Below are 25,768 nucleotides of genomic sequence, written 5' to 3'. Positions count from 1 at the left end.
TCGCCACATAAAAAAGCACGGCGAACGCAACGTGAAATACAGTGGTAGTATTTTGTATCAACCAAACTTATTTGACGTTTTCTTGCAATAGCCATAAAACACCTGCTCACTTTTCAGACTAATTAAAATTTAGTCATTAACCTTAGAAAGTGCAAATTTAGGTTGGGTGTCTAGTTTATTTTCTGTTTAATTTTTGAGTGGGTGCTATGAGGGAAAGAAGTGAATTTAAAGCGGTTTGTACTGCTTTTACATCGTCTGGCTTATTTGCGCCGCCAATTCCTACCGATTGGATTAATTTCATTGCTGGCATCGAAGAGTCCTTTTCTTTTGTGTTATGTTGTTTAAGTACAACGTGTTAGTAGTAAATTAACACCCACTATTTAAAGTGGGTGTCTTTGTTATTTTGTGTTGGCATCGAAGAGTCCTTTTCTTTTGTGTTATGTTGTTTAAGTACAACGTGTTAGTAGTAAATTAACACCCACTATTTAAAGTGGGTGTCTTTGTTATTTTGTGTTAAGTGGGTGTCTTTGTTATTTTGTGTTTGTTATTTTCCTGGTGACTGGTGCATATTCACACCAATCGACGTCATTACTAGGTGCGTAGTCATATTTAAATTGAGTTTAAATAATAAGAACACTTGGTTTTTGAATAAAAAGATCAAGAAAACACAGCTGCCTGCTTGACCGGAACTTTCTAATGGGTGACCCCATTCTCTCCACTTTTGTTATTTTCTTTGTTATTTTTTTGGTTCTTATTTTATTGGTTTACGAGTTTTTAAGATGGTCTGGCTTACGCCTTGCTCTTCAAACTTTTTAAATAATGCTGCTATCCCATATTGCTTTTCAAACTCGATTTCTTTTTGGTATAACGGGAAAAGTCTATAGATGTATACAAGGGTATCGTTACAGTTAATTTGCTCTTCAGTCAGTAAAGCAATACCTTGATATGGTGTACACTCAACTTCTCGGGTAATAATAATGACCCGTTGCGTTAAGTCTATCTCAACTTGGCTTATCACCTCTAGCCAATCAAACAACCATGGATATGATTGAGTAAGTACTTCTTCTGCTGTATCAAAGCCTTGTTTTGTAACTTCAAACATTATCTCAAACGGGATTTCGGGATTTTTACTGATGTTGTCAGAATAAACCGTAAATTTGCCCTTTGCTTGTTTTGAATACAAAACACACGGTGACTCTTTACATTGTACGTCAGTCAGCTCGCCATAATGAGTGCTTAACTTATCTTTAAACGTTTCTGTTATGGCAGATACATAATTAAGGTCGTTTAAATCGTCTTCAATGTTTTTATAACCTTGACCACGACCAAAACGAATAAGCTCCTCTTTAGTTTCGTTATTTGCGCCATTTTCTATTAATAGTTTGAGTAACTCTTTATTTTGGCTATACACCGCACAAGATAAAGGGGAATAATCACCACCATGATTAACGTTGGCACCTAGCTCAATTAATTTTTTAGCTGGTGCTATTTCATCAGCTGTAATAGCATAACAAAGTGGTGTTCGACCAAACTTATCAACACCTTCTATATCTGTTGTATTTGATAACATTTGAATAACATCAGGCACATCATTCTCAGCAGCCTCATGCAACCAATTTCGGTTTGATAAAAGATCATATTTAAAAATTTCAGGGTGTTCATTAAAAAATGATTGCAAAGATTCCGCATCATTTTCAAGCATAAATTTCATTGCTAATTTAAGTAGTTCAGTATTCATGGGTATACTTTTCCTCTTGTATGCTGTGCAGCTATTCTTCCCATGTTTTGGAGTGCTTTGACAACAGCCTTTTTAGTACCTTTCGTTTCGTGTGCATAAGCTAATTCTTCATAAACCAACTTAGCCATTTCTTCTGTATGTAACCCTTTAATATTTGGTGCCCAGACTAAATTTTCAGGACCTTTAAGCCAATCAATTTTATACTTCTCTAAAATAGCTTTACTCTTAAGCACCCATTCTTTTTGCTTCCCACTACCTTCTTTAAATACAATATGGTGAGCATGAGCATTTTCCATTTCTTCAGGGCTTGGTTTAGCAACACCATGCTCTTCTTCTAAAATTTTACCCCAATGAATGTTGGCTACTTTTTCATTGTTATCAACATGCTGCTGAGCAAAGTCTTCTATACTGACGGTTTGCGATATCCTTCTGCCTGATGGTAACTCTCTTGTTATTATAATTTTATTTTCTTCAGGGAGAAGTTTTTCAAAACTATATTCATGGTCTTTTCGATTTACCCCCCCTTCTATTGGATAATTAATCGTAGATATATCTTTATTGTTAATAGGAGTGCATGCTATTGCAATTTTATAAATAGCCTCAACGGTTTCTTCATCAAAACCATTACCTACCAAGGTGCCCAACATGTTTTTTAATGTTTTTTCACCATTTTTACACAGCAACCCCATCGGATCTACCCAATTAACCGGATTGGGCGCATATTGATAGTGGTTGATCCCACCCACTAACCCTATTGGATCTTGGTTTATAAAGCGCTGTTGCTTGGGGCTGTAATAGCGGTAGCGATTGTAATGTAATCCGCTTTCCTCATCTAAATATTGCCCTTGAAAACGAATTGGCTGAGTAAAGGTATTATTTACAGGAGATTTAGCTTCTAGTTTTGGCTCTTCGTAACCATATGCGTCGGCTTGGTTTTCCCATACTACTTGTGCGCTGTTGTTGGTAACAAAACGCGGGGTATTGAGTTGATCTAAATGGTAGTAATATACTTCACCTTTTTTAATCAGTGCTATTGGATGAAATTGATTTGGTAAGTTTATATACCACGTATATTCACCGTGCTGGTACTCGCCAATAAGTTGGTCGTTATCCCAAATGTAGTCAATTTTACCGTGTTCAGTATGCTTAGCTATACGTCGACCAAGCGGGTCGTAATCGTATTGGGTAAGCGTGCCGTTGTTGTTAAAACAACTTAATTGGTTAAATGCATTGTATTCACGAAGGGTTTTAATGCCTTTGCCGGTTTCGCGTATTTGGTTACCGAATTCGTCGTAGTCAAAGTCGCTGTCGCCAAATTGCGTTAAGCGGTCGGCTTCGGTCGTACTGTTTTTAATGGTGCCATGTGCGTTAGAATTACTTGATGCAATGCCAGCTTTATTGCTATTTGCTCAAAAAGGCTATCGTTGATAGCCTTTTTTATTTATTTTATTTTTTGCTGTAAACTTATAACCAGCGCCTAACTTTTGCTTTATAGGTAATATACTCTTTGCCAAATAATTTAGTTAAAGCACGCTCTTCTGGCATTATTTGAAAAAACGTTAAGTACGCAATAAACCCTGCAACGCAAAGCAGTGCCCACAACGAGCTTAGCCAAATGCCCCACCCTACTAAAATAAAAGCAAGCCCAACATACATAGGATTACGAGAGAGCCGGTAAATTCCGCTCGTAATTAGCTTTGATGCTTGCTCTAGTTTACTTGGGTTAACTGTTGTTTTAGCAAGTTTAAAACTCAATACACCCGCAATACATAACACGCTCCCTATTGCTAAAAAGCTCAAAGCTAAATAGGTAATAAACGCTGTAAAATCAATAATACTGTAGTGCGCGATAAGTGCCATTATGCCCGCAAAAAACAGCACAACAATAACGGGTGGAATTTTATTATTTAACATAGCAACTCACTGTATTAGTTATAAAATATTTATTTAATTTATTACATAATGTTTAGCCGAACATTAAACAATACTACAAGTGTATAAATGATGAACGCTGTAAACTATAAATCAATTTGAACGTTAAAAATAACAGCTTCTACCAACCCACAATCAAGAGCTTAAACTGACCATACAAATTAAGTTACAATTGTCAGCTTTATCAAAAGTGCTTAAAGGTTATACTTTAAATATAAACGAATGAATAAAATGAAGGAATGTGATTATGTCTGGAACTACGATGATTGTTTTAATAGTGCTAATTTCGGTTGGCTCAGGTGTGGTTTACGATATGTATAAAAAGCATCTTGAGTTTAAACATAAAATGCAAAACAATAACAGTGATGCTAATAAAGAGTTAGCTGAGACTAAAGCACAAGTACTTGCATTAAAAGAGCGTGTACAAACACTTGAAGCTATAGTTACCGATTCAAGCTTTAACGTGAAACAAGAAATAAATAAGCTTTAGTTGTATGTTTTAATAAGTTTGCACTAGGTGCAAACTTATAAGTAACCTGGGTACAAATGTGCGTTTTCTGGTTGCTCTATACCATGAGCAGCTAAAAAACCGCCAATAGCTTGTCCGCACCCTTCTGGCGCTCGCCCACTGTCTATTTCAAAATTTAACTGGTTAGCGTGCTGTTTCCCTAATGAGCAAAGCCCTATTGCACTTGACGAGCGCATGGCAATGCTTAGAGCACCTATTTGCTCAGCCGTAACGTGTTTACTAAATCGAGCAAAGCCTTGGTACTTAAACTGCTCATTAACGTATTCATTGCTTGCATTGACTAGTGCTGCAATTAAAGCATGTAAAAAGCTATTAGCAGTTTGATCACTGGTTAAAAATGCAATCGTTTTTTGGTTAAACTCGGTTAACTGGCTGTCTTGGCATAAAAGTTCAACCGTATATAAATACTGCTCAGCCGTGATCATATTCTGGCTTTTTAAAACAATTTCTTTACCGGCAAAAACAATACGTTTAACAACATCTGCAATGGCTTGCGTGTCATTACAGTCGCTGTTAATTAGCTCAGGGTTTTGAGCCATTAGCGGCAAATCGTGGTGATTATTAAATGGCGTGCTTACATGATTTGCGTGCTTATATTGAAAAAGCTCTCTCACTTCGTGCTCACGGGCCACTTTAAGTGCTAAAAATGCAGTTTGAATAAGCTCTGAGGTAGGCAAGTTTTCTTCAACAATCCAACGTCTGCCAAACAACAATTTTTTTGCTTTTATATCGCTCTGAGAAACACCTTTTTGATAGTTGTCAGGGCTTAGTACCGCAACTTGCAGGTAAATTTCGTCACCCTTTTGTGCAGCAAGCACTCTAAAGTGTGTCGAAAATTCAATGCTATCGAGCACTTCGTTTACGCTATTTAAAGTGTGTTTATAACGTAAAAAATGTTGAGGCACCACCCAGCTATTATTTGCCAATTGCACAACAGGCGCATAAGAAATTGGCTGCTCGTAGCTATGTTGCCATTTTTGCTCATTACTGAGTAAAGACTGTAAGTAACTATTATTATCTGACATAAATTAACCAAATAAACTTGCTTAAGCAAGATATTAACTTTAATCATATTACGTCTTCACTGTCGTAATTAGATCACACCAACGCCTTTATTTTAGGCTTTTTTAACTATCGGCTAATCCTTGATAGTCTGTTATAACTTTTTGATAATAAACTTCATCTTTATTGAGCATTTTATTATAGTGATTTAGTAATTGCTGTTTGTAGGTTATGTGTTCTTTATTTGTGAAATCCCACATGTGTAAACCTGTGCAACTTACTTTTGTGTTGCTATTAAAGCTGACTTCTATAATTTCGTAAAAACGTTTATTTTCGCAAACCAGTTGCTCGCTTATCAAACCTAAACCCAGCATATTAAGCCCTACTCTTACGTCATAAGTATGGTGTACTGGGCACAAAATAAAGCGCGTGTTTTGTACGCTTTCAATGCTGTTATTTGCGATTATTTGTTGCACGAGTTTTAATAATAACTCACCGCCTACACCAGCAATAACAACGGTCTGCTTTATATTTTTGCCAAGTAAAATACGACCAACATCTTTGCACATTACTTGCCACTGCTCGCTGCTTGAATAAGAATTTTGCTGGGCGCTAACACGCATAAGCAACGATTCTAAATCAGCCATTAGATTGGGCACTATATCTACAAAAATAACTTTTTTAGCGGCATTTCGTTTTAACAACGCTAAACCTAAATAACCATGGTCACAGCAGCAATCCCATACAATATCGGTTGGTTGTGCTATTAACGAATCAATAGCTGATAAACGTTTACTGAGCTTCATTTAATCAGTTGTTTGTGACGTTTTATAGACCAGCGCTTTTAAGCTTCTATCGCTGTCTATTTCTATAAAGCGTGCTGTTGGTGCTAAGCGCTCAACAAACTCAATGGCACCTTGTGTATGCTCTGTAATAAGTGCTTTAAATGCATCTTCGCTAAGCTCTGGGCTATTAGCACAAAGCAGTAACTTTGTTGTATCGCTTAATAGCTCTGGCAATCTGCGCAGCACTTTTTGATAGTCTTTAGTTAAAATAAAGCTACCTTTTTGAAAGCTTGGCGGATCAACAATAATTAAGTCAAACGGAGCTGCTTTTTTTAATTTACCAAACGACTTTAAAATATCGTGTGGTAAAAAGCTCACGCCTCTTTCAAAACCATTAAGCTGATGGTTTTGTTTGCCTACTTTAAGTACACCTTTGCTCATATCCATGTTCATTACATGATCAGCACCGCCTTGCATTGCTGCAAGCGAAAACCCACACGTATACGAAAATAAATTAAGTATTTTAGCGTGCTTGCTGTTAGCCATAACAAACTCACGGCCGCTGCGCATATCCGGAAATATTCCAGTATTTTGGCGGCTCTGTAAATCAACCAAAAAGCGAATACCGTTTTCGTTTACAACATGCTGAACAGGTAATTGACCATACACTAATTGGTTTTGGCTCTGCACACCGGCGCGTTGCTGGTACACAAGCGATGTAATAAGTTCGGGATGATGTGCTTGCGCCCACTTCCATACAACACTTGTTAATTCGCTAAGTGTTAGCTCGTCAATTTCATCATAAGACACTAAAAATAAACTCGGCGGGTAAAAGTCTACGTTAATATGGCTTAATGCCTCAACCGTATGCCCACGCCCATGAAAAACACGGCAAAGTTCATTATTTAAAATCGGCGCATCAGCTAGCGCTGTAATAATTGGAGTAAAATCAGATGTCATTTTTAATTAATCAACTGTTGTTGTAGTTCATGTATTTCATCGCGAACAGAAGCCGCTTTTTCAAATTCTAAATCGCTCGCATACGCATGCATTTTGCTATCGAGTTGCTTAATTTGAATTGTAATTTCTTTTGCACTGAGTACTTTTTTAGACTCTTTACGAATAAGTCTCAGGTTATCTTTTGGTGCAGCCTCTTCGCCTATATCCATCACATCGAGGATTTTTTTGGCTAATGAATGCGGTTCAATACCATGTTTAATATTATATGCATGCTGAATTTCGCGTCTGCGTGCTGTTTCATCCATGGCTTTAGCCATCGATTTTGTGACTCTATCACCATATAAAATAGCACGACCATCTAAGTGACGAGCGGCGCGACCAATGGTTTGAATAATTGAGCGTGCAGAGCGTAAAAAGCCTTCTTTGTCTGCATCAAGTATTGCTACAAGCGCCACTTCTGGCATATCTAAGCCTTCTCGAAGTAAGTTAATGCCCACTAACACATCAAACACACCAGCACGTAAATCACGAATAATTTCAACTCGTTCAACCGTATCAATGTCTGAATGTAAGTAACGTACTTTTACATTATGCTCACTTAAGTAGTCTGTTAAATCCTCAGACATACGTTTGGTTAATGTAGTTACAAGTACGCGTTCGCCTTTCTCTACACTTTTGTAAATTTCAGATAGTAGGTCATCAACTTGATCAGCCACTGGGCGCACTTCAATAAGGGGATCGAGTAGCCCTGTTGGTCGAATAACTTGCTCCGCTATTGCGCCTACGCAACGCTCTAACTCAAAATCACCTGGCGTTGCAGATACATAAATTGTTTGTGGTGCTATGGCTTCAAACTCTTCAAAGCGTAGCGGTCTATTATCCATAGCTGAGGGCATTCTAAAGCCATACTCAACAAGGTTTTCTTTACGGCTTCTGTCGCCTTTGTACATAGAACCGATTTGCGAAACGGTCACGTGCGATTCATCAATAATCATCAATGCATCATCTGGTAAATAATCAAGTAATGTTGGCGGCGGATCGCCAGGCGTACGTCCCGATAAATAACGACTATAGTTTTCTATACCTGAGCAGTAACCTAACTCTCGCATCATCTCAATGTCGTATTGTGTACGTTGCGTTACCCGTTGCTCTTCTACTAATTTATTTGCACTTAGTAATTGCGCTCTTCGATCTTTAAGCTCTTCTTTTATATTATCGATAGCACCCAGAATTTTTTCTCGTGGGGTTACATAATGCGTTTTTGGGTAGATAGTGGTGCGTATAATATGTCTTTCGACTGCACCTGTTAGCGGATCAAAAATACTCAAACGCTCTATTTCATCGTCAAACATTTCTACGCGTATAGCGAAAGTGCTTGATTCTGCGGGAAATATATCAACCACTTCGCCACGTACGCGGTATGTGCCACGGCTAAAATCTATATCGTTGCGGGTGTATTGAATTTCGGCTAAACGGCGCAGCATGTCGCGTTGATCTACTTTTTCGCCCACTTTTAAAAGCAGCATCATTTTCATGTATGATTTAGGGTCACCCAAACCATAAATAGCCGATACCGACGCCACAATAATGGTATCGCGACGCTCAAGCAGTGCTTTGGTTGCACTTAAACGCATTTGCTCTATGTGCTCGTTTATTGATGCATCTTTTTCTATGAACGTGTCGCTAGAAACAACATAGGCTTCTGGCTGGTAGTAATCATAATAAGATACAAAATATTCAACCGCATTTTTAGGGAAGAACTCTTTCATCTCGCCGTATAACTGCGCTGCTAAGGTTTTGTTGTGTGCCATTATTATTGTCGGACGATTTAAGTCGTTAATAATATTAGCCATGGTAAAGGTTTTACCTGTACCTGTTGCGCCTAACAATGTTTGGTGCGCTAAACCTGCTTCTAGACCTTCACATAACTGCTTAATAGCTGTTGGTTGATCTCCCGCAGGTTTAAAATGTGATTTTAGTTGAAAATGATCGCTCAATTATTGCACTCCTTTAATGATTGACTGCTCAAAGCCTCAAGCTCTTTTATAAACCACTTGTATGCCACCATTGCGGTAAATAAATTCCCGATTGCTGCACCAATAAATAATCCGATTAACCCAGCGAGTTCGTTACCTATATATGCAAATGGCAGATAAAAAATGAATAAGCGCACAGCACTTAAAAACAATGCGTTCATTGGTTTGTGTAAAGCATTAAACGAAGAATTAGATAATATGATCACACCTTGTAAGCCATAACTAAGCGGAATGGTATAAATAAAGAGTTTTATAACGTCAATAACCATTTGCTCTTTACCAAACAATTGGCTGATCACACCTGATAAAGCAATGAGTAAAACATAAATAGCGAATTGCCAAATCATTACAAATTTTAATGTACCAATATACGCTTCTTTTACTCTGCACAATTTACCTGCACCAAAGTTTTGACTCACAAAGGGTGGAAGTGTCATCGATAAAGCAAGTACCAATATACTTGCTATAGATTCTATTCTGCTGCCAACTCCAAATGCCGCTACAGCCTCCGGACCGTGATGTGCAACCATAGCGGTCATTACTGCCATTGCTACTGGTGTAAGCATATTAGCGCCCGCTGCAGGTAAACCAATTTTTAATATTTTACGAATAGCGCCAATAACTGTTTGCTTGCCTGCTTTTAAGCTTAATAAACGTTTTTTTACTATTAGCAAATATAAAATAATTACAACAGCCACCGACCACGCTATAACACTTGCAATAGCCGCACCTTGAATACCTAAAGCAGGTATTGGACCAAAACCAAAAATAAGCATTGGATCGAGTATGGCGTTAATAAGCCCTGCCCCGCCCATTACAATACTCGGTGTTGTGGTATCGCCACTGGCACGTAATACCGAATTACCTATCATGGGGGTAATTAAAAACACACTTCCGATAAACCACACATTCATGTATTCGTGTATTAATGGCAGTACTTGTTGCCCTGCACCTAATAACGTAAATATGGGATCAATTAATAAATAACCAACAAAAGATAAAATAAGCACTAAAACAAAAGCGACCAATATAGATACGCTTGCGTCAAAACGTGCTTCATCAATTTTATTACTGCCAAGTGCCTTACCTATTACAGCCGATGTACCAATACCCAAACCAATCGCTAAACTAATAACGGTAAAGGTAACTGGAAATGTAAAACTCACTGCTGCTAATGGCTCAGTTCCTAATAAACTTATAAAAAATGTATCAACAATATTGAACATCATTAAAGTGACCATTCCAAAAATCATTGGAATGGTCATTTTTTTTAATGTTGAAGGGATAGGATCATTTAGTAAATCTGGGCGGGTCTGAGATTTTGAAATTGCGCGCATGGAATAAATTAGCCTCTTTTACTGAGCGAATCATTTTAAAGCATCAAGGCAATTCAAGCCACGGATTTATCAACAGATTTGAAGTAAACAGCAAACTAAAGATTCGAAAAAATAGTAAAAGCCTCTTTTTACGTATTTTTGTTAAAATAACGGCTTAGTGCTCTAAAAAACAATTAAAATACATTTTTGTAACTTTTATTACAAACAACCACCAGTTGCTGATGCTTTTTTACACAAAGCAATACTTTGATTTATCGTAACGAAAAATTTTGCTCATCGAGTTGCATGGAATAAAGGTGAAACACTAACTCATTGTTTTATATTGAAATAAAAATAGTGATTTAAAAGCTTGAAATCGGTGCAGCGCCCTACAGCTCTAGTGCGCCTGATGTTCTTAAGGTTTCATAAACAGAGTTATCCACAGAAACCGTGGATAACTCATTCAAAGCCGCATTTATAAAGGCTTCTAGAGAGGTCTCATTTTTAGTTAATTCTTATTAAACTTAGATAATCAATTAATGTCATTTTTACAATCTCAAAGTAAAAGTCTATTAATTGGATCAATCCGCCTTACTAACTCAATTGTTTAACTGAGTTCGCTAACCAATAAAATGCTGCAAGTTATTGATTGCACTATTTTTGAACAACTTCAATATTATTTGCATAATAAATCGTAAATTAAATTTATTACCGCTAAATAGTGACTAATTTTTTTGAATTACCCAAAGTCGATTTTAAATGTTTTTATATTTTAAAGGTAAAAAAGCGAAAACTAAAAAGAAGTGAAAGCTAGTTTTTGTCTTTTACGTGTAATTTTTGCTAACAAAGCAGTTTAATATTGTGTTTTATTTGCTCAACACACAAAAGTAATTTACTCAAAAAGCAATTTACGTCGCATTTTCTTCCATTAAAATTTCTAAAAAAAATCAAAATAAAGCCATAAATCACACAGATCGAACATAAAAACGCCGAATAGACTTCTTTTTTTAGTTTATGATCTTTTATGTGTTGACAGTTTGCAGTGAGGTCATTAATATTTCGCCCCGTTGAAAGGCAAGCGCTTCCCCCTTAGCTCAGTTGGTTAGAGCGACGGACTGTTAATCCGCAGGTCCCCCGTTCGAGTCGGGGAGGGGGAGCCAAGTTTTTACGATTTCCCCCTTAGCTCAGTTGGTTAGAGCGACGGACTGTTAATCCGCAGGTCCCCCGTTCGAGTCGGGGAGGGGGAGCCAAGTTTATGTTTATGATATTGTAGTTCCCCCTTAGCTCAGTTGGTTAGAGCGACGGACTGTTAATCCGCAGGTCCCCCGTTCGAGTCGGGGAGGGGGAGCCAAATCATAATAATATTTTAGTTCCCCCTTAGCTCAGTTGGTTAGAGCGACGGACTGTTAATCCGCAGGTCCCCCGTTCGAGTCGGGGAGGGGGAGCCAATTATAATAATTCCATAGACATTCCAGCAAAAATCCACTACTCTCCTATCTATAACTAAAGCATTAATTTATTATTCATATGCGTTGTAACTTAGTTTATTAATCAAGGACTTGATTCCTTCCCTTTTGAATTATTAAAAGACTGAAAACATGGCTGGTTTTAAAAAACTTATTTTTGTACAAATAATTACTTGGCTACTATGCATTGCAGCTGGAACTTACTTTATATCGGTAAGCTTTAACAATGCGGTTAGTGATGCGCAAAAAAATGCTCAAACTACTGTAACCAAATATATAAATGAAATATCTTTTAATGATGATTCAGCACAAAACTTAAAAAAAATAATTGCTGACGGGAAAACATTTTCTAGTTTTACATTAAGAGATTACCAAGGTAACGAAGTGTTTAGTATTGACACCCCTTCTCGCTTACCTATATTTGCTAACTTTATACAATCTAACCTTAACTCTATTCGTCCACAATTTGCTGTTAATGATGCAGCAGATATAAAAATTGAGTTTACACTTAATATAGAACGCTTAGCTGAGCAGCTTCAAACCGCCCTATTTATTGTTATTGTTATTTCTGCTGCATTAGTAATTATTCCTATTATTTTGATGAAATCGATTTTTTACCGTTTAAATAAAAATATAAGCATGACGGTTGCAGACACAATTGATATTTATATTAATCAAAACCAAGTTAATAACGATTTAGAAACAGCATTAGACGGTTCAAAATTAAAAAACTTAGGTAAAGACTTAGTTCCTAGCTTTAATCGCTTGTCACACTTTTTAAAATCAAAAAATGAAGATATTCAAAGTGCCGCGCAAGATATTAAACACGAAGCGTATAAAGATGTAATTACTGCGCTTGGCAATCGTAATATGTTTGTTGAGTATTACGAAAAAAACATCGAAAACACCGAAAAAAGCACGTTTGGTGCTTTAGCAATGGTTAGATGTAGCGAGCTACAAGCTATAAATCAAAGCCGTGGCTATCAAAAAGGCGACGAATACGTTAGAGGTGTTTCTGAAATAGTTAAACACATAAGTGGTACGTATACTGGCAGCCAAGTATTTAGATTAAACAGCTCTGATTTTGCCGTTGTATTGCCTAATGTACCTCTTAAAGAAGCTGAACGCTTTGGCGAAAACTTACAATCGCGCTTTACGCAATATCAACAAAACCAAGAACTAACTTCAGTAGCTAACACGGGCATTGTAGGCTACGAAAAAGGAAAACCTTTAGGGGAGCTTCTTTCGGTTGTTGATAATGCAATGAGTATGGCGCAATCAAAACAAGTAAATGCGTGGCATGTACAACGAGAAACCGATTTAGCTAATAACGCAAGTGCTGGGTTTGGTAATCAAAACTGGCGCAAAGTGATTAACGAAGTTATTGAATCAAAACGTGTGCACTTAGTAATGCAAAATATTATGCCACTTGGCAAAAGCATTAAAGCATACGCCGAAATACAAGTTAGATTTAAAACTGAAGATAACCAAGTACTCCCTACCGCGTCATTTTTGGCGATGGCCGAAAAACTCGATATGGCTATAGAGATAGACAGATTAATTATTGATTCGTCGCTTGAAAAAGTTAAGAGCCGTAACCTATCTGAGAAGTTTTTTGGCTTGAATGTAACAGCATCAAGCGCACACAACGACCAATTTGTAATTTGGTTAGAACGCCGCTTATTAAAAGATACTCACATTGCATCTAAACTTGTGTTTGAAGTAAGCGAGTTTGGTTTACAGCAAAACATTAAAGCTAGTAAGCGCTTTATTGATATGATCCACCGAGTTGGCGCTCGCGTAACAGTTGAACGCTTTGGTGTTGGCTTAACTTCATTTAAGTTTTTCCGCGATTTAAAACCCGATTTTATAAAAATGGATGCAAGTTACACTCGCGGTCTAGAAGATGATAAAAACAACCAATACTTTATGCGACTTATGGTTGATTTAGCGCACCGTATTGGCGTTAATGTATTTGCTGAAGGCGTTGAAAGCCAAGAAGAAAAGCACATTATTGAAACCCTATGTTTAGATGGTGTACAAGGTTATTACATCGAAAAACCTAAAGATATCTAAATCAATTAAGCTTGCTCGCTGTTAAATCAGCCTAGTAATGTTAATTAATTTAAAAAGAGCACTTGTTGCTCTTTTTTGCTTTGTGAATTGTAGTAATAACGCTGTGGTACTATTTGGCATTACTTGCACTGTAAAATTAAAGTAAATATTACATACGAATTACAGTATTTTTACACCTTTATAATTGCCTTTGAATTTTAACTTGTTTATTTGGCTGATAGTCACTGCACATGTTGTTAATCAGGGCAGAAAAAAGGATAATACCAATGATTTTAATAGCGTGAGGCACACATGACAGAATATGTCTTATTATTGATCGGAACAGTTCTGGTTAATAACTTTGTATTAGTACAATTTTTAGGCTTATGTCCGTTTATGGGCGTATCAGGGAAACTTGATACGGCAATTGGTATGTCATTGGCGACCACCTTTGTACTTACCCTTGCCTCCGTTACAAGCTACTTAGTAAATCAGTATATTTTAGTGCCACTCGACATCGAGTTTTTGCGCACTATGAGTTTTATTTTAGTTATTGCCGTTGTAGTGCAATTTACCGAAATGGTGGTGCGTAAAACCAGCCCTACCCTGTATCGCTTATTAGGCATATTTTTACCGCTTATAACTACCAACTGCGCTGTACTGGGTGTCGCTTTACTAAATATCAAAGAAGATCATTCATTTTTACAATCGGCAGTGTATGGTTTTGGCGCTGCGGTTGGCTTTTCGTTAGTGCTAGTTTTATTTGCAGCATTACGTGAACGTTTAGCAGCAGCTGACGTACCCACTCCTTTTAAAGGCGCCTCTATTGCCATGATAACCGCAGGCTTAATGTCGATGGCGTTTATGGGCTTTACCGGATTAGTGAAATTTTAATATGACCTTGTTTTATGCCTTAATTGCGCTTGGCTCGTTAGCGCTGATTTTTGGGTTAATTTTAGGATTTGCCGCTATACGATTTCGTGTAGAGAGCAATCCCATTGTTGAGCAAATAGACACCATTTTACCACAAACCCAATGTGGTCAATGTGGCTACCCGGGTTGCCGCCCTTATGCCGAAGCTATTGCAAACGGCGATGAAATAAATAAATGTCCACCCGGTGGTGAATCAACCATGAAGAAGCTTGCGGGCTTAATGGGTGTTGATGAAAAACCACTTGCGGGCGGCGAACAAGCAGAGCCTATAAAAACAGTTGCCTATATTCGCGAAGACGAATGTATTGGCTGTACTAAATGTATTCAGGCTTGTCCTGTTGACGCTATTTTAGGTGCCACTCGCCAAATGCATACTGTATTAATTGATGAATGCACTGGCTGCGATTTATGTGTTGAGCCCTGCCCTGTAGACTGCATTGATATGCTACCTGTAGCCGAAACTAAACAAAACTGGAAATGGCAGCTAGACGCTATTCCTGTTACACAAATAGATTAGAGGTTTGAGTGGATAAGTTACTTGAACAAATAAATAAAGGGACCGTTTGGCCATTTCCTGGCGGAATACACCCGCCACAACAAAAATCACTCTCTAATAGTGCTAGCATTGCTCGCCTACCATTGCCCGAAAAGCTTGTAGTTGCTTTAAAGCAACACATAGGTGCAAATGGTAAGTTACTTGTAGAAAAAGGTCAGCGTGTACTTAAAGGCCAAGCATTAACTGCCCCCGCAGCTAATTGGTCAGTGCCGGTACATGCGCCAAGTTCAGGTATAATTACTGATATAGCACCAATGCCTTCGGCGCACCCATCTGCATTGCCAGAGCTCAGTATTGTTATTGAGACTGATGGAAAAGATGAATGGTGCACACTTAATCCAATTAACAACCCTACGAGCTTAGCTCACGACGAATTAGTAAATATAATTCATCAAGCGGGCATTAGTGGCATGGGCGGCGCGGGTTTCCCTACTTATATAAAAGCAGATACAAAACAGCCAATTGAATTTTTGATTGTAAATGCGGTTGAATGCGAACCTTACATTACTGCAGACGACACACTAATGCGTGAGCATGCAGCACAAGTAGTACAAGGTCTTGAGCTAATGCAACAGCTGTTAAATCCAACGCTGTGCATTGTAGGTATTGAAGATAATAAGCCTGAAGCTATTGCAGCTATGAGTAAAGCGGCTGAGCATAACAATAAAATAATAGTACAAACAGTCCCAACTATTTACCCCTCAGGTGGTGAAAAACAACTGATTAAGTTACTCACTAATCGTGAAGTACCAAGTACGGGTATACCCGCTGATATAGGCATACTTGTACAAAACACAGGAACGTTATTTGCCGTACAACAAGCTGTTTACGAAGGTAAACCGCTCATTGAACGAGTAGTAACGGTAACGGGCAATACCATTCATAAACCAGGTAATGTGTGGGCTTTATTAGGTACTGAAATAAAACACTTACTTGATTGCCAAGGCTTCTCACCCGTACCACAGCAAAGCGTTATAATGGGTGGCCCAATGATGGGCTTTACACTGCCAACCGTACGTATAGGTATTGTAAAAACAACTAACTGTATACTAGCGCCTGATCATAAAGAACTTGCAGAGCCTGGTCCTGAAAAAGCCTGTATACGTTGTAGTGCCTGTGCTGATGCTTGCCCTGCTTCTTTATTACCACAACAATTACAATGGTTTGCTAAATCGAAAGAATACGACAAACTTCAAGAACATAATTTATTTGATTGTATTGAATGTGGTGCGTGTGCGTATGTTTGCCCAAGTGAAATTCCACTCGTGCAATACTACCGCGTAGCTAAAGTTGAAATAAAAGAACAGCAAGCTGATAAAATTAAAGCAGATCGTGCCAAAGAGCGTTTTGATGCACGTAAAGAACGTTTAGACCGCGAGCAAGAAGAAAGACAAAATCGTCATAAACGTAAACCTGCCGCTAAATCAGCTGACGAAAAACAAAAAATAGCCGATGCATTAGCGCGTGTCAAAAACAAATCTGATAACGGCGATGAAAAATCGGCTGTTGCTGCAGCAATTGCCCGTGCAAAAGCTAAGAAGTTAGGCGATCAAACTGCTGAATTAGAACCAGACAATAGCGAAGTAGCAAAAGAACGCGCACTTCGCAAAGAACAAGCGCGAAAATACAAAGAGCAAAAAGCACAAACTGATGAGCCAGCATCACCTGATGATAAAAAATCAGCAGTGGCAGCAGCAATTGCACGTGCTAAAGCTAAAAAAGTGGCAAAAGCACTAGAAGACGCAGAGCCAGCCGTTAGTGATGAGCCACAAGCCGATACACCCGTTGACGACAAAAAAGCAGCTGTAGCGGCAGCCATTGCACGTGCTAAAGCTAAAAAAGCGGCAAAAGCACTAGAAGACGCAGAGCCAGCCGTTAGTGATGTTCCACAAACCGATGCACCCGTTGACGACAAAAAAGCAGCTGTAGCGGCAGCCATTGCACGTGCTAAAGCTAAAAAAGCGGCAAAAGCACTAGAAGACGCAGAGCCAGCCGTTAGTGATGAGCCACAAGCCGATACACCCGTTGACGACAAAAAAGCAGCTGTAGCGGCAGCCATTGCACGTGCTAAAGCTAAAAAAGCGGCAAAAGCACTAGAAGACGCAGAGCCAGCCGTTAGTGATGATCCACAAACCGATGAACCCGTTGACGACAAAAAAGCAGCCGTAGCGGCAGCCATTGCACGTGCTAAAGCTAAAAAAGCGGCAAAAGCACTAGAAGACGCTCAGCCAGCCGTTAGCGATGAGCCACAAGCCGATACACCCGTTGACGACAAAAAAGCAGCTGTAGCGGCTGCCATTGCACGTGCTAAAGCTAAAAAAGCGGCAAAAGCACTAGAAGACGCTGATGCACCAAGCACACCAGATAAAATCGAAAATTCATCTAGCTCTGTTGAAGCTGAAGTATCTCAATCAAGCGACGATAAGAAAAAAGCAGCCGTTGCTGCCGCTATTGCCCGAGCAAAAGCCAAAAAGTTACAAAAAGAAGGAAATGATAAGTCATGAAATTAACCATGGCCAGTTCGCCGCATAATCACAGTCATAAATCGTTAACGCGATTAATGCTTACCGTTATTGCCGCGTGTATTCCTGGGCTCATTGCTCAAGTTGTTTTTTTTGGCACCGGTGTACTTATCCAACTAGTGATTGCACTTGTTGCCGTCAGTGTTTTTGAAGCCGCTATAATGCTGATGCGAAAGCGCCCTGTTTGGCCTGCTTTAAGTGATGGTAGTGCTTGGCTTACAGCCGTATTGCTAGCATTGAGTATTCCGCCCTTAGCGCCGTGGTGGATTATTATTATTGGTTGTTTATTTTCCATTGTTATCGTTAAACAATTATACGGTGGCTTAGGATTTAATTTATTTAATCCAGCAATGGCTGCGTATGTACTGCTATTAGTGTCATTTCCGGTGCAAATGACTTCATGGCTGCCCGTATCAGATTTATTAAATAATTCAATTGGGTTTACCGATCAGCTACGTCTGGTATTTACCGACTTTACCTCTATAGGTTACAGTTTAGATCAAGTACGTGCCGGTATTGACGGCCTTACTATGGCGACCCCCCTAGATACAATTAAAACTGATGTTGGTCATGGCTTAACAGTAACCGAAAGCATGCAAAAGCCCGTATTTAATGAATGGGCTGGTCTTGGATGGATGTGGGTAAATTTAGGCTTTTTAGCAGGTGGTTTATACCTACTGAAAGAAAAAGTAATTAACTGGCATATCCCAGTTAGCTTTATCGCAAGTTTAGCGCTGTGTAGTGCAATTGGTTATATTGCAGCACCGGGCACAGAGCCTGGTACTATTTTTCACTTATTAAGTGGTGCCACCATGATGGGGGCATTTTTCATTGCAACCGATCCGGTATCTGCAGCAACCACAAATAGAGGGCGTTTAATTTACGGCGCCGCTATTGGCTTATTAGTGTATTTAATTCGTACCTTTGGTGGTTTTCCTGATGCAGTCGCTTTTGCGGTATTACTTATTAATATTGCAGTACCGTTAATTGACTATTACACACAACCTCGTACTTATGGTCATGGAGCAGTAAAATGATTATTTCGTCGATGGCTAAAAATGGCGCTATTTTAAGTGCCTTTGCACTGGTAACAACCGGTTTAGTTGCCTCTATAAATGCGCTTACAGCGGATAAAATTGCCGAGCAGGAACAGCTTCACCTTACTTCTCAATTGCAAGAAGTGCTTGACCCTAAATCGTACGATAACGAACTATCAAAAGACTGCGTTATTATTACCGACGAAAGGCTTGGCCCATACGCAGATCAAGTTATTTACCGCGCCCGTAAAAATAATCAACCTGTCGCGCTTGTTGTAAGGCACGTTACGCCCAATGGCTATAGCGGCGATATTAACTTATTAACCGCCGTTTTAAGAGATGGCAGTATTGCCGGTGTACGCACCACTAAACACGAAGAAACCCCCGGCTTAGGCGATAAAGTAGAAGTTAAAAAATCACTTTGGATCACCGACTTTAAAAGCTTAACAGTGAACAGTAAAGATGATGCGCGGTGGGCTGTAAAAAAAGATGGTGGTCAATTTGACCAGTTTACAGGGGCAACTATTACCCCTCGTGCCGTGGTTGGCTCAGTAAAAAAAGCAGTGCTGTTTGCTCAAAGTGAATTTGACGCTATTTTTGCAGCACCTAACGCTGAATGTTTAGAGGTAACTAATGAGTGAATTAAAAACACTGTATAAAGAAGGTGTATGGGTAAATAACCCTGCCCTAGTTCAGCTTTTAGGTCTTTGCCCATTATTAGCTGTTACATCGACAATTACAAACGCACTAGGTTTAGGGCTAGCTACGCTACTTGTTTTAGTCGGTTCAAACGTTAGTGTTTCAATAGTACGTAACTGGGTACCTAAAGATATTCGTATCCCTGTATTTGTAATGATCATCGCAGGCTTTGTAACCATAGTGCAGCTGCTAATGAACGCTTATACATATGGGCTTTATCAGTCATTAGGTATTTTTATTCCACTTATCGTTACTAACTGCGCCATTATTGGTCGTGCTGAAGCATACGCCTCTAAAAATCCAGTTCACTTATCTGCCTTTGATGGCTTAATGATGGGCCTTGGTTTTATGGTTGTACTTGTAGTACTCGGTGCAATGCGCGAGCTAATTGGTCAAGGAACTTTATTTGATAGCGCCGATTTATTATTAGGTCCGTGGGCACAAAGCTTACGCATTGAAGTATTTAACTTTGATAATCAGTTTTTACTCGCCATTTTACCACCAGGAGCATTTTTAGGTCTTGGATTGCTTATTGCCGGTAAAAACGTAATTGACGCACAAATAAAATCAAAGCAAGTTGCACCACCAGAGGCTGAAAAAGGTCCTCGTGCACGTGTTACTAGCTTAACTTAAGGGGAAAACGCATTAATTTAGTAAATAGTTAATGCGTTTTAAGTTGCATGAATAAAGAAAAACGTCACCAAATACTCTCGCGCCTGCGCGACGATAATCCACACCCAGTTACTGAGCTTGAATATTCAAGCCCGTTTGAGTTACTCGTAGCGGTAACGCTCTCAGCACAAGCAACCGATGTAGGCGTGAACAAAGCCACTCGTAAGCTATTTCCAGTTGCCAATACGCCACAGGCCATTTTAGATATAGGTCACGATACACTGCGTGATTATATAAAAACTATCGGCTTATTTAATTCTAAAGCCGCAAACGTTTATAAAATGTGCCAAATATTAGTTGATGAACATAACAGCATAGTGCCAGAAAATCGTGAAGCGTTAGAAGCCCTACCTGGCGTTGGCAGAAAAACAGCAAACGTAGTGTTAAATACAGCCTTTGGCTGGCCTGTAATAGCGGTAGACACCCATATTTTTCGTGTTTCTAACCGCACTAAGCTTGCCATGGGTAAAGATGTTGTCGCTGTAGAACAAAAGCTTGAAAAAGTAGTGCCTGCTGAATTTAAAGTAGACGTGCATCATTGGTTGATTCTTCACGGACGTTACACCTGCGTTGCACGTAAACCTAAGTGTGGCAGCTGTATTATTGAAGACTTGTGTGAGTTTAAAGATAAAGTTGATTAGATAAACATCAAAAACTCTCGGTCATACAACTCACTTTTGGTGAATTGTGAGTTATAAACCTTATTTATCGGACTTACAAAATGAACTAACTACCTAAATAGTTAGTTCGCAACACGCCATTACTTTCAGCTCATTAGGCACAAGTAGCAAGCCTTAGCTTATTTCATTTTATGATATTTTAAAGATCCATATAAATAAAATCACTCTTTATTTAAGGACTTGAGAAGAACTAAAAGCTTTGCTCACTTTTTATATGAATGTAACTTATTAGAGTAATGCAGGAGCAGCTACCCAGCCCACTAAGTTACAAACCCCGCACCGCAATTAAACAGCCTCCAGGTTGAACAAGTTTTAATCATGAAAGTTCAACACGCTTTCGTGAAAAAATACAATTATTAGAACATTATCAAAGTATTAATTTCACAAGTCTCACTCCTTTAGTTATGCTAATGAGCATTATAAAATTATATTGCGAAATCCCTATGTTACCTCTACTTCGTATCTTGATAATTGAACAAGACCCAGCCACCTTACAAGAGCTTTCAACGAACCTGTCAAAGACCATCCCTAACTTTGAGCGAGATGATATTCATATCGATATTATTGAATGTCTCGAGCTTAAGCACGCGCTGGAATGTGTAGAGGAAGATGGTGATATTCAAGCTGTGATTCTCAGTTGGGATATGCACAACAAAGTGGGTGAGCGGATGTATAGCCGCTTTATTGAAGAGTTAAAAGCAATTCGCCTTGAGTTGCCGGTTTATGTTATCGGCGACGACACTAAAGGGCTGGAGATCGTTAACGAATCGGAAGAAATCGAATCCTTCTTTTTTAAAGATGAGGTGATTTCTGACCCAGAAGCGATTTTAGGTTATATGATCAACGATTTTGATGACCGCTCTGAAACGCCATTTTGGACGGCATATCGTCGTTACGTTGGTGAAGCAAACGACTCTTGGCACACACCAGGTCATAGCGGTGGCTCTAGCTTTAGAAACTCACCTTACATCAAAGATTTTTATCAGTTTTACGGCCGCAATGTATTTGTTGGCGACCTATCGGTGTCGGTAGACTCGTTGGGTTCATTGTCAGACAGCACCAATACCATTGGTCGCGCACAAGAATCAGCTGCGGCAACATTTGAGGTTAAGCATACTTACTTTGTTACTAACGGTTCGTCTACCTCAAATAAGATTATCTTGCAGACACTGCTGCGCAAGGGAGACAAAGTAATCGTCGACCGTAATTGCCATAAGTCAGTACACTATGGCATCTTGCAATCAGCTAGTTACCCCATTTATTTGGCGAGTATTTTAAATCCAAAATATGGGATTTTCGCGCCACCGTCGTTGGCCGACATCAAGTTGGCAATTGAAAACAATACTGATGCTAAATTACTAGTGCTTACCGGTTGTACTTACGATGGTCTGCTTAGCGACCTAAAACAAGTGGTAGATTATGCTCATCAACATGGTATCAAGGTGTTTATAGATGAAGCCTGGTTTGCGTATTCATTGTTTCATCCTAGCTTTCGTCATTATTCTGCAATACATGCCGGAGCCGACTACATTACGCATTCGGCGCATAAAGTAGTATCGGCGTTTTCTCAGGCGTCTTATATTCATATTAACGACCCAGATTTCGATGCCGATTTCTTTCGAGAGATTTACAGTATCTACGCCAGCACATCGCCTAAATATCAGCTTATTGCGTCTCTTGACGTGTGCCAAAAGCAATTAGAGATGGAAGGTTATAAACTGCTCAATGCGCTGTTAAATCATGTTGAAGAGTTTAAACAACAGATGGCGTCGCTTAAGCAAATTAAAGTGCTAGGTAAGCAAGACTTTATGGAAATATTCCCACATTTTAGTGGCGATAACATGGGTCACGATCCGTTAAAAATCCTTATTGATATTAGTGAGCTACCCTATTCATTAAAAGATATTCATAAATATTTACTAGACGAAATTGGGCTAGAGATAGAAAAATACACACACAGCACCATCTTGGTTTTACTTACGCTTGGTGGCACGCGTTCAAAGATAATTCGTTTGTACAATGCGTTGAAAAAGCTAGATGGAGGTAAGGTAAAACTGTCGAAATCGACGCGCAGAGCCCGCTTACCTGAAAATTTACCTGCCATCGACTTGGCTTGTATTCCAAGCGACGCTTTTTATGGCGATCGCGAATCTGTGCCAATCAGCAAAAGCAACAACCGTATTTGCGCAGGTTTAGTCACCCCATATCCACCAGGCATTCCGCTTTTGGTACCGGGTCAGCATATCACTACAGATCATATTGAATATTTACAAGAATTGGCGAGCCAAGGGCTGACTATTCAAGGCAGTTTTGATGGTGAAATCTACGTTCTTAAAGGTAAGGTAAAAAAATAAAAGTGTTCGTTTAATACTATCACGATCATTATTACTGAGCGGCAGTGTCGTATGACATTGCTGCTTTAAACCATGTTCTTGTGCGAGTTAACCTGAATTATTGTGTGAGCTATAATTTTGGGTAACGTTAAAAAATTAGAGTCCTACTTAGTGTCACTAATAGTATTACTATAGTTTAAGCAAGGCGCATAATTAACCGTTGCCCTACTTTAATACATCAATGTTTATCTCTTCTACAATTGGTTAAATTACACCCCTACTTTTCTAGGCTGCCTGTACGGCAGTGAACCGCACTTGCATAAAATGCCACGGCATCTACGATTTCTAAGCTGCCTGTGCGGCAGTGAACTAGCTCAAGTCAGGTTTTCGCGTGATGTTCAATTTTTAAGCTGTCTGTGCGGCAGTGAACAAATGGGACTAGAGTCCACTATTATAGTATGTTTTCTAAGCTGCCTGTGCGGCAGTGAACTAACGAACTGAGTAAGTGGGTTTATGCCGATGTTTCTAAGCTGCCTGTGCGGCAGTGAACACCAGTTGAGACATTACCATACTCATTGCCGATTTCTAAGCTGCCTGTGCGGCAGTGAACAAAAAGAGCAAAACAAGTGTATCCAAGTCTCAATTTCTAAGCTGCCTGTGCGGCAGTGAACAAAAAGAGCAAAACAAGTGTATCCAAGTCTCAATTTCTAAGCTGCCTGTGCGGCAGTGAACAAAAAGAGCAAAACAAGTGTATCCAAGTCTCAATTTCTAAGCTGCCTGTGCGGCAGTGAACAAAAAGAGCAAAACAAGTGTATCCAAGTCTCAATTTCTAAGCTGCCTGTGCGGCAGTGAACAAACAGTGCGTGCAGGTTTATCACCTTTAGCTTTTCTAAGCTGCCTGTGCGGCAGTGAACAGCAAGTAGAATGAATCAGATTCCGCATAAAGTTTCTAAGCTGCCTGTGCGGCAGTGAACTTGTCGTGTCAGTAATCCCCTCTTTGATATAATTTCTAAGCTGCCTGTGCGGCAGTGAACATTAAAAGGCTAATAAGCCAGCGGTTTTTTATCTTTCTAAGCTGCCTGTGCGGCAGTGAACAATCAGTCTCAATTAGCACTGTTTCACCTAGCTTTCTAAGCTGCCTGTGCGGCAGTGAACGATGATTGTGCAATAGGTGAGCCAGCCTTAAATTTCTAAGCTGCCTGTGCGGCAGTGAACGTTCCAGAACCGCAGCTGGTGACAGTGACAAATTTCTAAGCTGCCTGTGCGGCAGTGAACAAAATAGTAAGTCGATTCAAGTTGCACGATGTTTTCTAAGCTGCCTGTGCGGCAGTGAACAAAAATGTTGAAAGCATGATCATGTCACTAACTTTCTAAGCTGCCTGTGCGGCAGTGAACACTCTGTATGACCAAGAACAAGAGTGTTGTTATTTCTAAGCTGCCTGTGCGGCAGTGAACGCATACTAATAGAACCTGTTTGAGCTTTTGACTTTCTAAGCTGCCTGTGCGGCAGTGAACTGAAGAAAAAGCAATTGAACAAACCGAAGAATTTTCTAAGCTGCCTGTGCGGCAGTGAACCTCACCACCTACATCGGGGTAAGGTCTAAAAGTTTCTAAGCTGCCTGTGCGGCAGTGAACGGGCGGGTGAAAAGCACAAAATAGAATGTATATTTCTAAGCTGCCTGTGCGGCAGTGAACTTTAACATTACACAGACGGACCACGGTTTAGTTTTCTAAGCTGCCTGTGCGGCAGTGAACTCTATTTGTAGTTTAGGCTTTTATTTCTTGTCTTTCTAAGCTGCCTGTGCGGCAGTGAACAATAACTCTCATACTCTCTAACTACCGCATTCTTTCTAAGCTGCCTGTGCGGCAGTGAACAAATATGTTCTGGTTGTTGATATTCATATAAATTTCTAAGCTGCCTGTGCGGCAGTGAACAGGCTGCCGAAGCTGTTGCAAGCGCTGTATCATTTCTAAGCTGCCTGTGCGGCAGTGAACAATTAAATAGCGCAGCTTCACAGTTTCAAGCTTTTCTAAGCTGCCTGTGCGGCAGTGAACACAAAGTTACCGCAACTCGTGTGCGCTCAAAATTTCTAAGCTGCCTGTGCGGCAGTGAACGTTTCATAGGTTCGTAGCATCAACTCCCCAGTTTTCTAAGCTGCCTGTGCGGCAGTGAACGAAATGTTAGCGTTAATTGATTACATTAAAGGTTTCTAAGCTGCCTGTGCGGCAGTGAACTGTGACGGCGTTCTTAATTTAAGGTTTACAAATTTCTAAGCTGCCTGTGCGGCAGTGAACAAAGGAGCAAGTTAAGTTCAAGCAAGCTGATTTTTCTAAGCTGCCTGTGCGACAGTGAACGTGAAGGCTTAAGCAATTACGCAAAACAAATATTTCTAAGCTGCCTGTGCGGCAGTGAACGCATCTATTGAAGTTAATCGCATTAGCGGTGATTTCTAAGCTGCCTGTGCGGCAGTGAACTTGATTTAAAAGCGTTAACGCCGCCCTGTTCATTTCTAAGCT

Annotated in this window: 19 protein-coding genes, 4 tRNA genes, 2 pseudogenes and 1 CRISPR repeat array (1 of these 26 cut by a window edge); of the genes and pseudogenes, 14 read left to right on the top strand and 11 right to left on the bottom strand. The window is 39.5% G+C overall.

Annotation, left to right across the window (positions count from 1 at the left end; all coding sequences use genetic code 11):
* From I6F65_RS16705 to I6F65_RS16685, 6 genes and pseudogenes are all read right to left on the bottom strand, one after another.
* Positions 1 to 95 (bottom strand): annotated as a pseudogene (locus tag I6F65_RS16705) (Mobile element protein); the annotation flags it as partial.
* 80 nt (positions 96 to 175) lie between these two features.
* Positions 176 to 310, bottom strand: a complete 135-nt coding sequence (locus I6F65_RS21990; protein WP_269435959.1) for a hypothetical protein — start codon at positions 308 to 310, stop codon at positions 176 to 178.
* 441 nt (positions 311 to 751) lie between these two features.
* A complete protein-coding gene (locus I6F65_RS16700; RefSeq protein ID WP_197114020.1) occupies positions 752 to 1,738 on the bottom strand; it encodes an ankyrin repeat domain-containing protein in 987 nt (328 codons plus the stop codon).
* Positions 1,735 to 2,427, bottom strand: a complete 693-nt coding sequence (locus I6F65_RS16695; protein WP_197114018.1) for an AHH domain-containing protein — start codon at positions 2,425 to 2,427, stop codon at positions 1,735 to 1,737. Before I6F65_RS16695 ends, I6F65_RS16700 begins: the two co-directional genes overlap by 4 nt.
* A 3-nt stretch (positions 2,428 to 2,430) precedes the next feature.
* Positions 2,431 to 2,991, bottom strand: a pseudogene (locus tag I6F65_RS16690) (RHS repeat domain-containing protein); the annotation flags it as partial.
* A 211-nt stretch (positions 2,992 to 3,202) separates the two neighbouring features.
* Positions 3,203 to 3,652, bottom strand: a complete 450-nt coding sequence (locus I6F65_RS16685; RefSeq protein WP_197114016.1) for an isoprenylcysteine carboxylmethyltransferase family protein — start codon at positions 3,650 to 3,652, stop codon at positions 3,203 to 3,205.
* A 265-nt stretch (positions 3,653 to 3,917) separates the two neighbouring features.
* On the opposite strand from I6F65_RS16685, the gene I6F65_RS16680 reads away from it, so the two are divergent.
* Positions 3,918 to 4,160, top strand: a complete 243-nt coding sequence (locus tag I6F65_RS16680) for a hypothetical protein (protein ID WP_024612977.1) — start codon at positions 3,918 to 3,920, stop codon at positions 4,158 to 4,160.
* Between the two features lie 35 nt (positions 4,161 to 4,195).
* On the opposite strand, the gene I6F65_RS16675 is transcribed toward I6F65_RS16680, so the two are convergent.
* The 5 genes from I6F65_RS16675 to I6F65_RS16655 all read right to left on the bottom strand — a co-directional run bounded on the left by I6F65_RS16675 (position 4,196) and on the right by I6F65_RS16655 (position 10,319).
* Complete coding sequence (locus I6F65_RS16675; protein WP_197114014.1) at positions 4,196 to 5,224, bottom strand: hypothetical protein; 1,029 nt, start codon at positions 5,222 to 5,224, stop codon at positions 4,196 to 4,198.
* A gap of 102 nt (positions 5,225 to 5,326) precedes the next feature.
* The gene (locus I6F65_RS16670; RefSeq protein ID WP_197114012.1) at positions 5,327 to 6,007 is read right to left on the bottom strand and encodes a class I SAM-dependent methyltransferase; all 681 of its coding nucleotides are present in this window, start codon (positions 6,005 to 6,007) and stop codon (positions 5,327 to 5,329) included.
* Positions 6,008 to 6,946, bottom strand: a complete 939-nt coding sequence (locus tag I6F65_RS16665; RefSeq protein ID WP_197114009.1) for a class I SAM-dependent methyltransferase — start codon at positions 6,944 to 6,946, stop codon at positions 6,008 to 6,010.
* A gap of 2 nt (positions 6,947 to 6,948) precedes the next feature.
* Positions 6,949 to 8,943: an excinuclease ABC subunit UvrB gene (uvrB, locus tag I6F65_RS16660; protein WP_197114007.1), complete on the bottom strand. Its 1,995-nt coding sequence runs from the start codon at positions 8,941 to 8,943 to the stop codon at positions 6,949 to 6,951.
* Positions 8,940 to 10,319 (bottom strand): MATE family efflux transporter, encoded by a 1,380-nt coding sequence (locus I6F65_RS16655; protein ID WP_024612982.1) that lies wholly within the window; start codon positions 10,317 to 10,319, stop codon positions 8,940 to 8,942. Before I6F65_RS16655 ends, uvrB begins: the two co-directional genes overlap by 4 nt.
* 1,062 nt (positions 10,320 to 11,381) lie before the next feature.
* On the opposite strand from I6F65_RS16655, the gene I6F65_RS16650 reads away from it, so the two are divergent.
* From I6F65_RS16650 to I6F65_RS16590, 13 genes are all read left to right on the top strand, one after another.
* Positions 11,382 to 11,458: transfer RNA gene (locus I6F65_RS16650), tRNA-Asn, on the top strand.
* Between the two features lie 13 nt (positions 11,459 to 11,471).
* A tRNA-Asn gene (locus I6F65_RS16645) sits at positions 11,472 to 11,548 on the top strand.
* Between the two features lie 24 nt (positions 11,549 to 11,572).
* Positions 11,573 to 11,649 (top strand) — tRNA-Asn (locus I6F65_RS16640).
* Positions 11,650 to 11,669: 20 nt separating this feature from the next.
* Positions 11,670 to 11,746: transfer RNA gene (locus I6F65_RS16635), tRNA-Asn, on the top strand.
* A gap of 150 nt (positions 11,747 to 11,896) precedes the next feature.
* Complete coding sequence (locus I6F65_RS16630; protein ID WP_166113032.1) at positions 11,897 to 13,840, top strand: EAL domain-containing protein; 1,944 nt, start codon at positions 11,897 to 11,899, stop codon at positions 13,838 to 13,840.
* Positions 13,841 to 14,131: 291 nt separating this feature from the next.
* Positions 14,132 to 14,713, top strand: coding sequence for an electron transport complex subunit RsxA (rsxA, locus tag I6F65_RS16625; RefSeq protein ID WP_024609646.1), 582 nt, complete (start codon positions 14,132 to 14,134; stop codon positions 14,711 to 14,713).
* Position 14,714: 1 nt separating this feature from the next.
* Positions 14,715 to 15,269: an electron transport complex subunit RsxB gene (gene rsxB, locus I6F65_RS16620; protein ID WP_166113029.1), complete on the top strand. Its 555-nt coding sequence runs from the start codon at positions 14,715 to 14,717 to the stop codon at positions 15,267 to 15,269.
* 8 nt (positions 15,270 to 15,277) lie between these two features.
* Positions 15,278 to 17,812 carry an electron transport complex subunit RsxC gene (rsxC, locus tag I6F65_RS16615; protein WP_197114005.1) on the top strand — a complete coding sequence of 845 codons (2,535 nt, stop codon included), beginning with the start codon at positions 15,278 to 15,280 and terminating at the stop codon, positions 17,810 to 17,812.
* Positions 17,809 to 18,867 (top strand): electron transport complex subunit RsxD, encoded by a 1,059-nt coding sequence (gene rsxD / locus I6F65_RS16610; protein ID WP_197114003.1) that lies wholly within the window; start codon positions 17,809 to 17,811, stop codon positions 18,865 to 18,867. Before rsxC ends, rsxD begins: the two co-directional genes overlap by 4 nt.
* Positions 18,864 to 19,508 carry an electron transport complex subunit RsxG gene (gene rsxG, locus I6F65_RS16605; protein ID WP_197113993.1) on the top strand — a complete coding sequence of 215 codons (645 nt, stop codon included), beginning with the start codon at positions 18,864 to 18,866 and terminating at the stop codon, positions 19,506 to 19,508. Before rsxD ends, rsxG begins: the two co-directional genes overlap by 4 nt.
* Entirely contained in the window at positions 19,501 to 20,199 is a 699-nt protein-coding gene (locus I6F65_RS16600) for an electron transport complex subunit E (RefSeq protein WP_197113991.1), read from the top strand. The genes rsxG and I6F65_RS16600 overlap by 8 nt, the downstream gene beginning before the upstream one ends.
* A 47-nt stretch (positions 20,200 to 20,246) precedes the next feature.
* Positions 20,247 to 20,879 (top strand): endonuclease III, encoded by a 633-nt coding sequence (nth, locus tag I6F65_RS16595; RefSeq protein ID WP_008137398.1) that lies wholly within the window; start codon positions 20,247 to 20,249, stop codon positions 20,877 to 20,879.
* Positions 20,880 to 21,361: 482 nt separating this feature from the next.
* Complete coding sequence (locus I6F65_RS16590; RefSeq protein ID WP_197114022.1) at positions 21,362 to 23,272, top strand: aminotransferase class V-fold PLP-dependent enzyme; 1,911 nt, start codon at positions 21,362 to 21,364, stop codon at positions 23,270 to 23,272.
* 261 nt (positions 23,273 to 23,533) lie between these two features.
* Positions 23,534 to 25,768: direct repeats of the CRISPR family, unit length 28 nt; unit sequence TTTCTAAGCTGCCTGTGCGGCAGTGAAC; it runs 4,518 nt beyond the window's last position.

The sequence above is a fragment of the Pseudoalteromonas sp. SWXJZ94C genome, assembly GCF_015864385.1.
In the GTDB taxonomy this organism is placed as follows: Bacteria; Pseudomonadota; Gammaproteobacteria; order Enterobacterales; family Alteromonadaceae; genus Pseudoalteromonas.
This window is presented reverse-complemented; position numbering and strand designations above follow the sequence as displayed.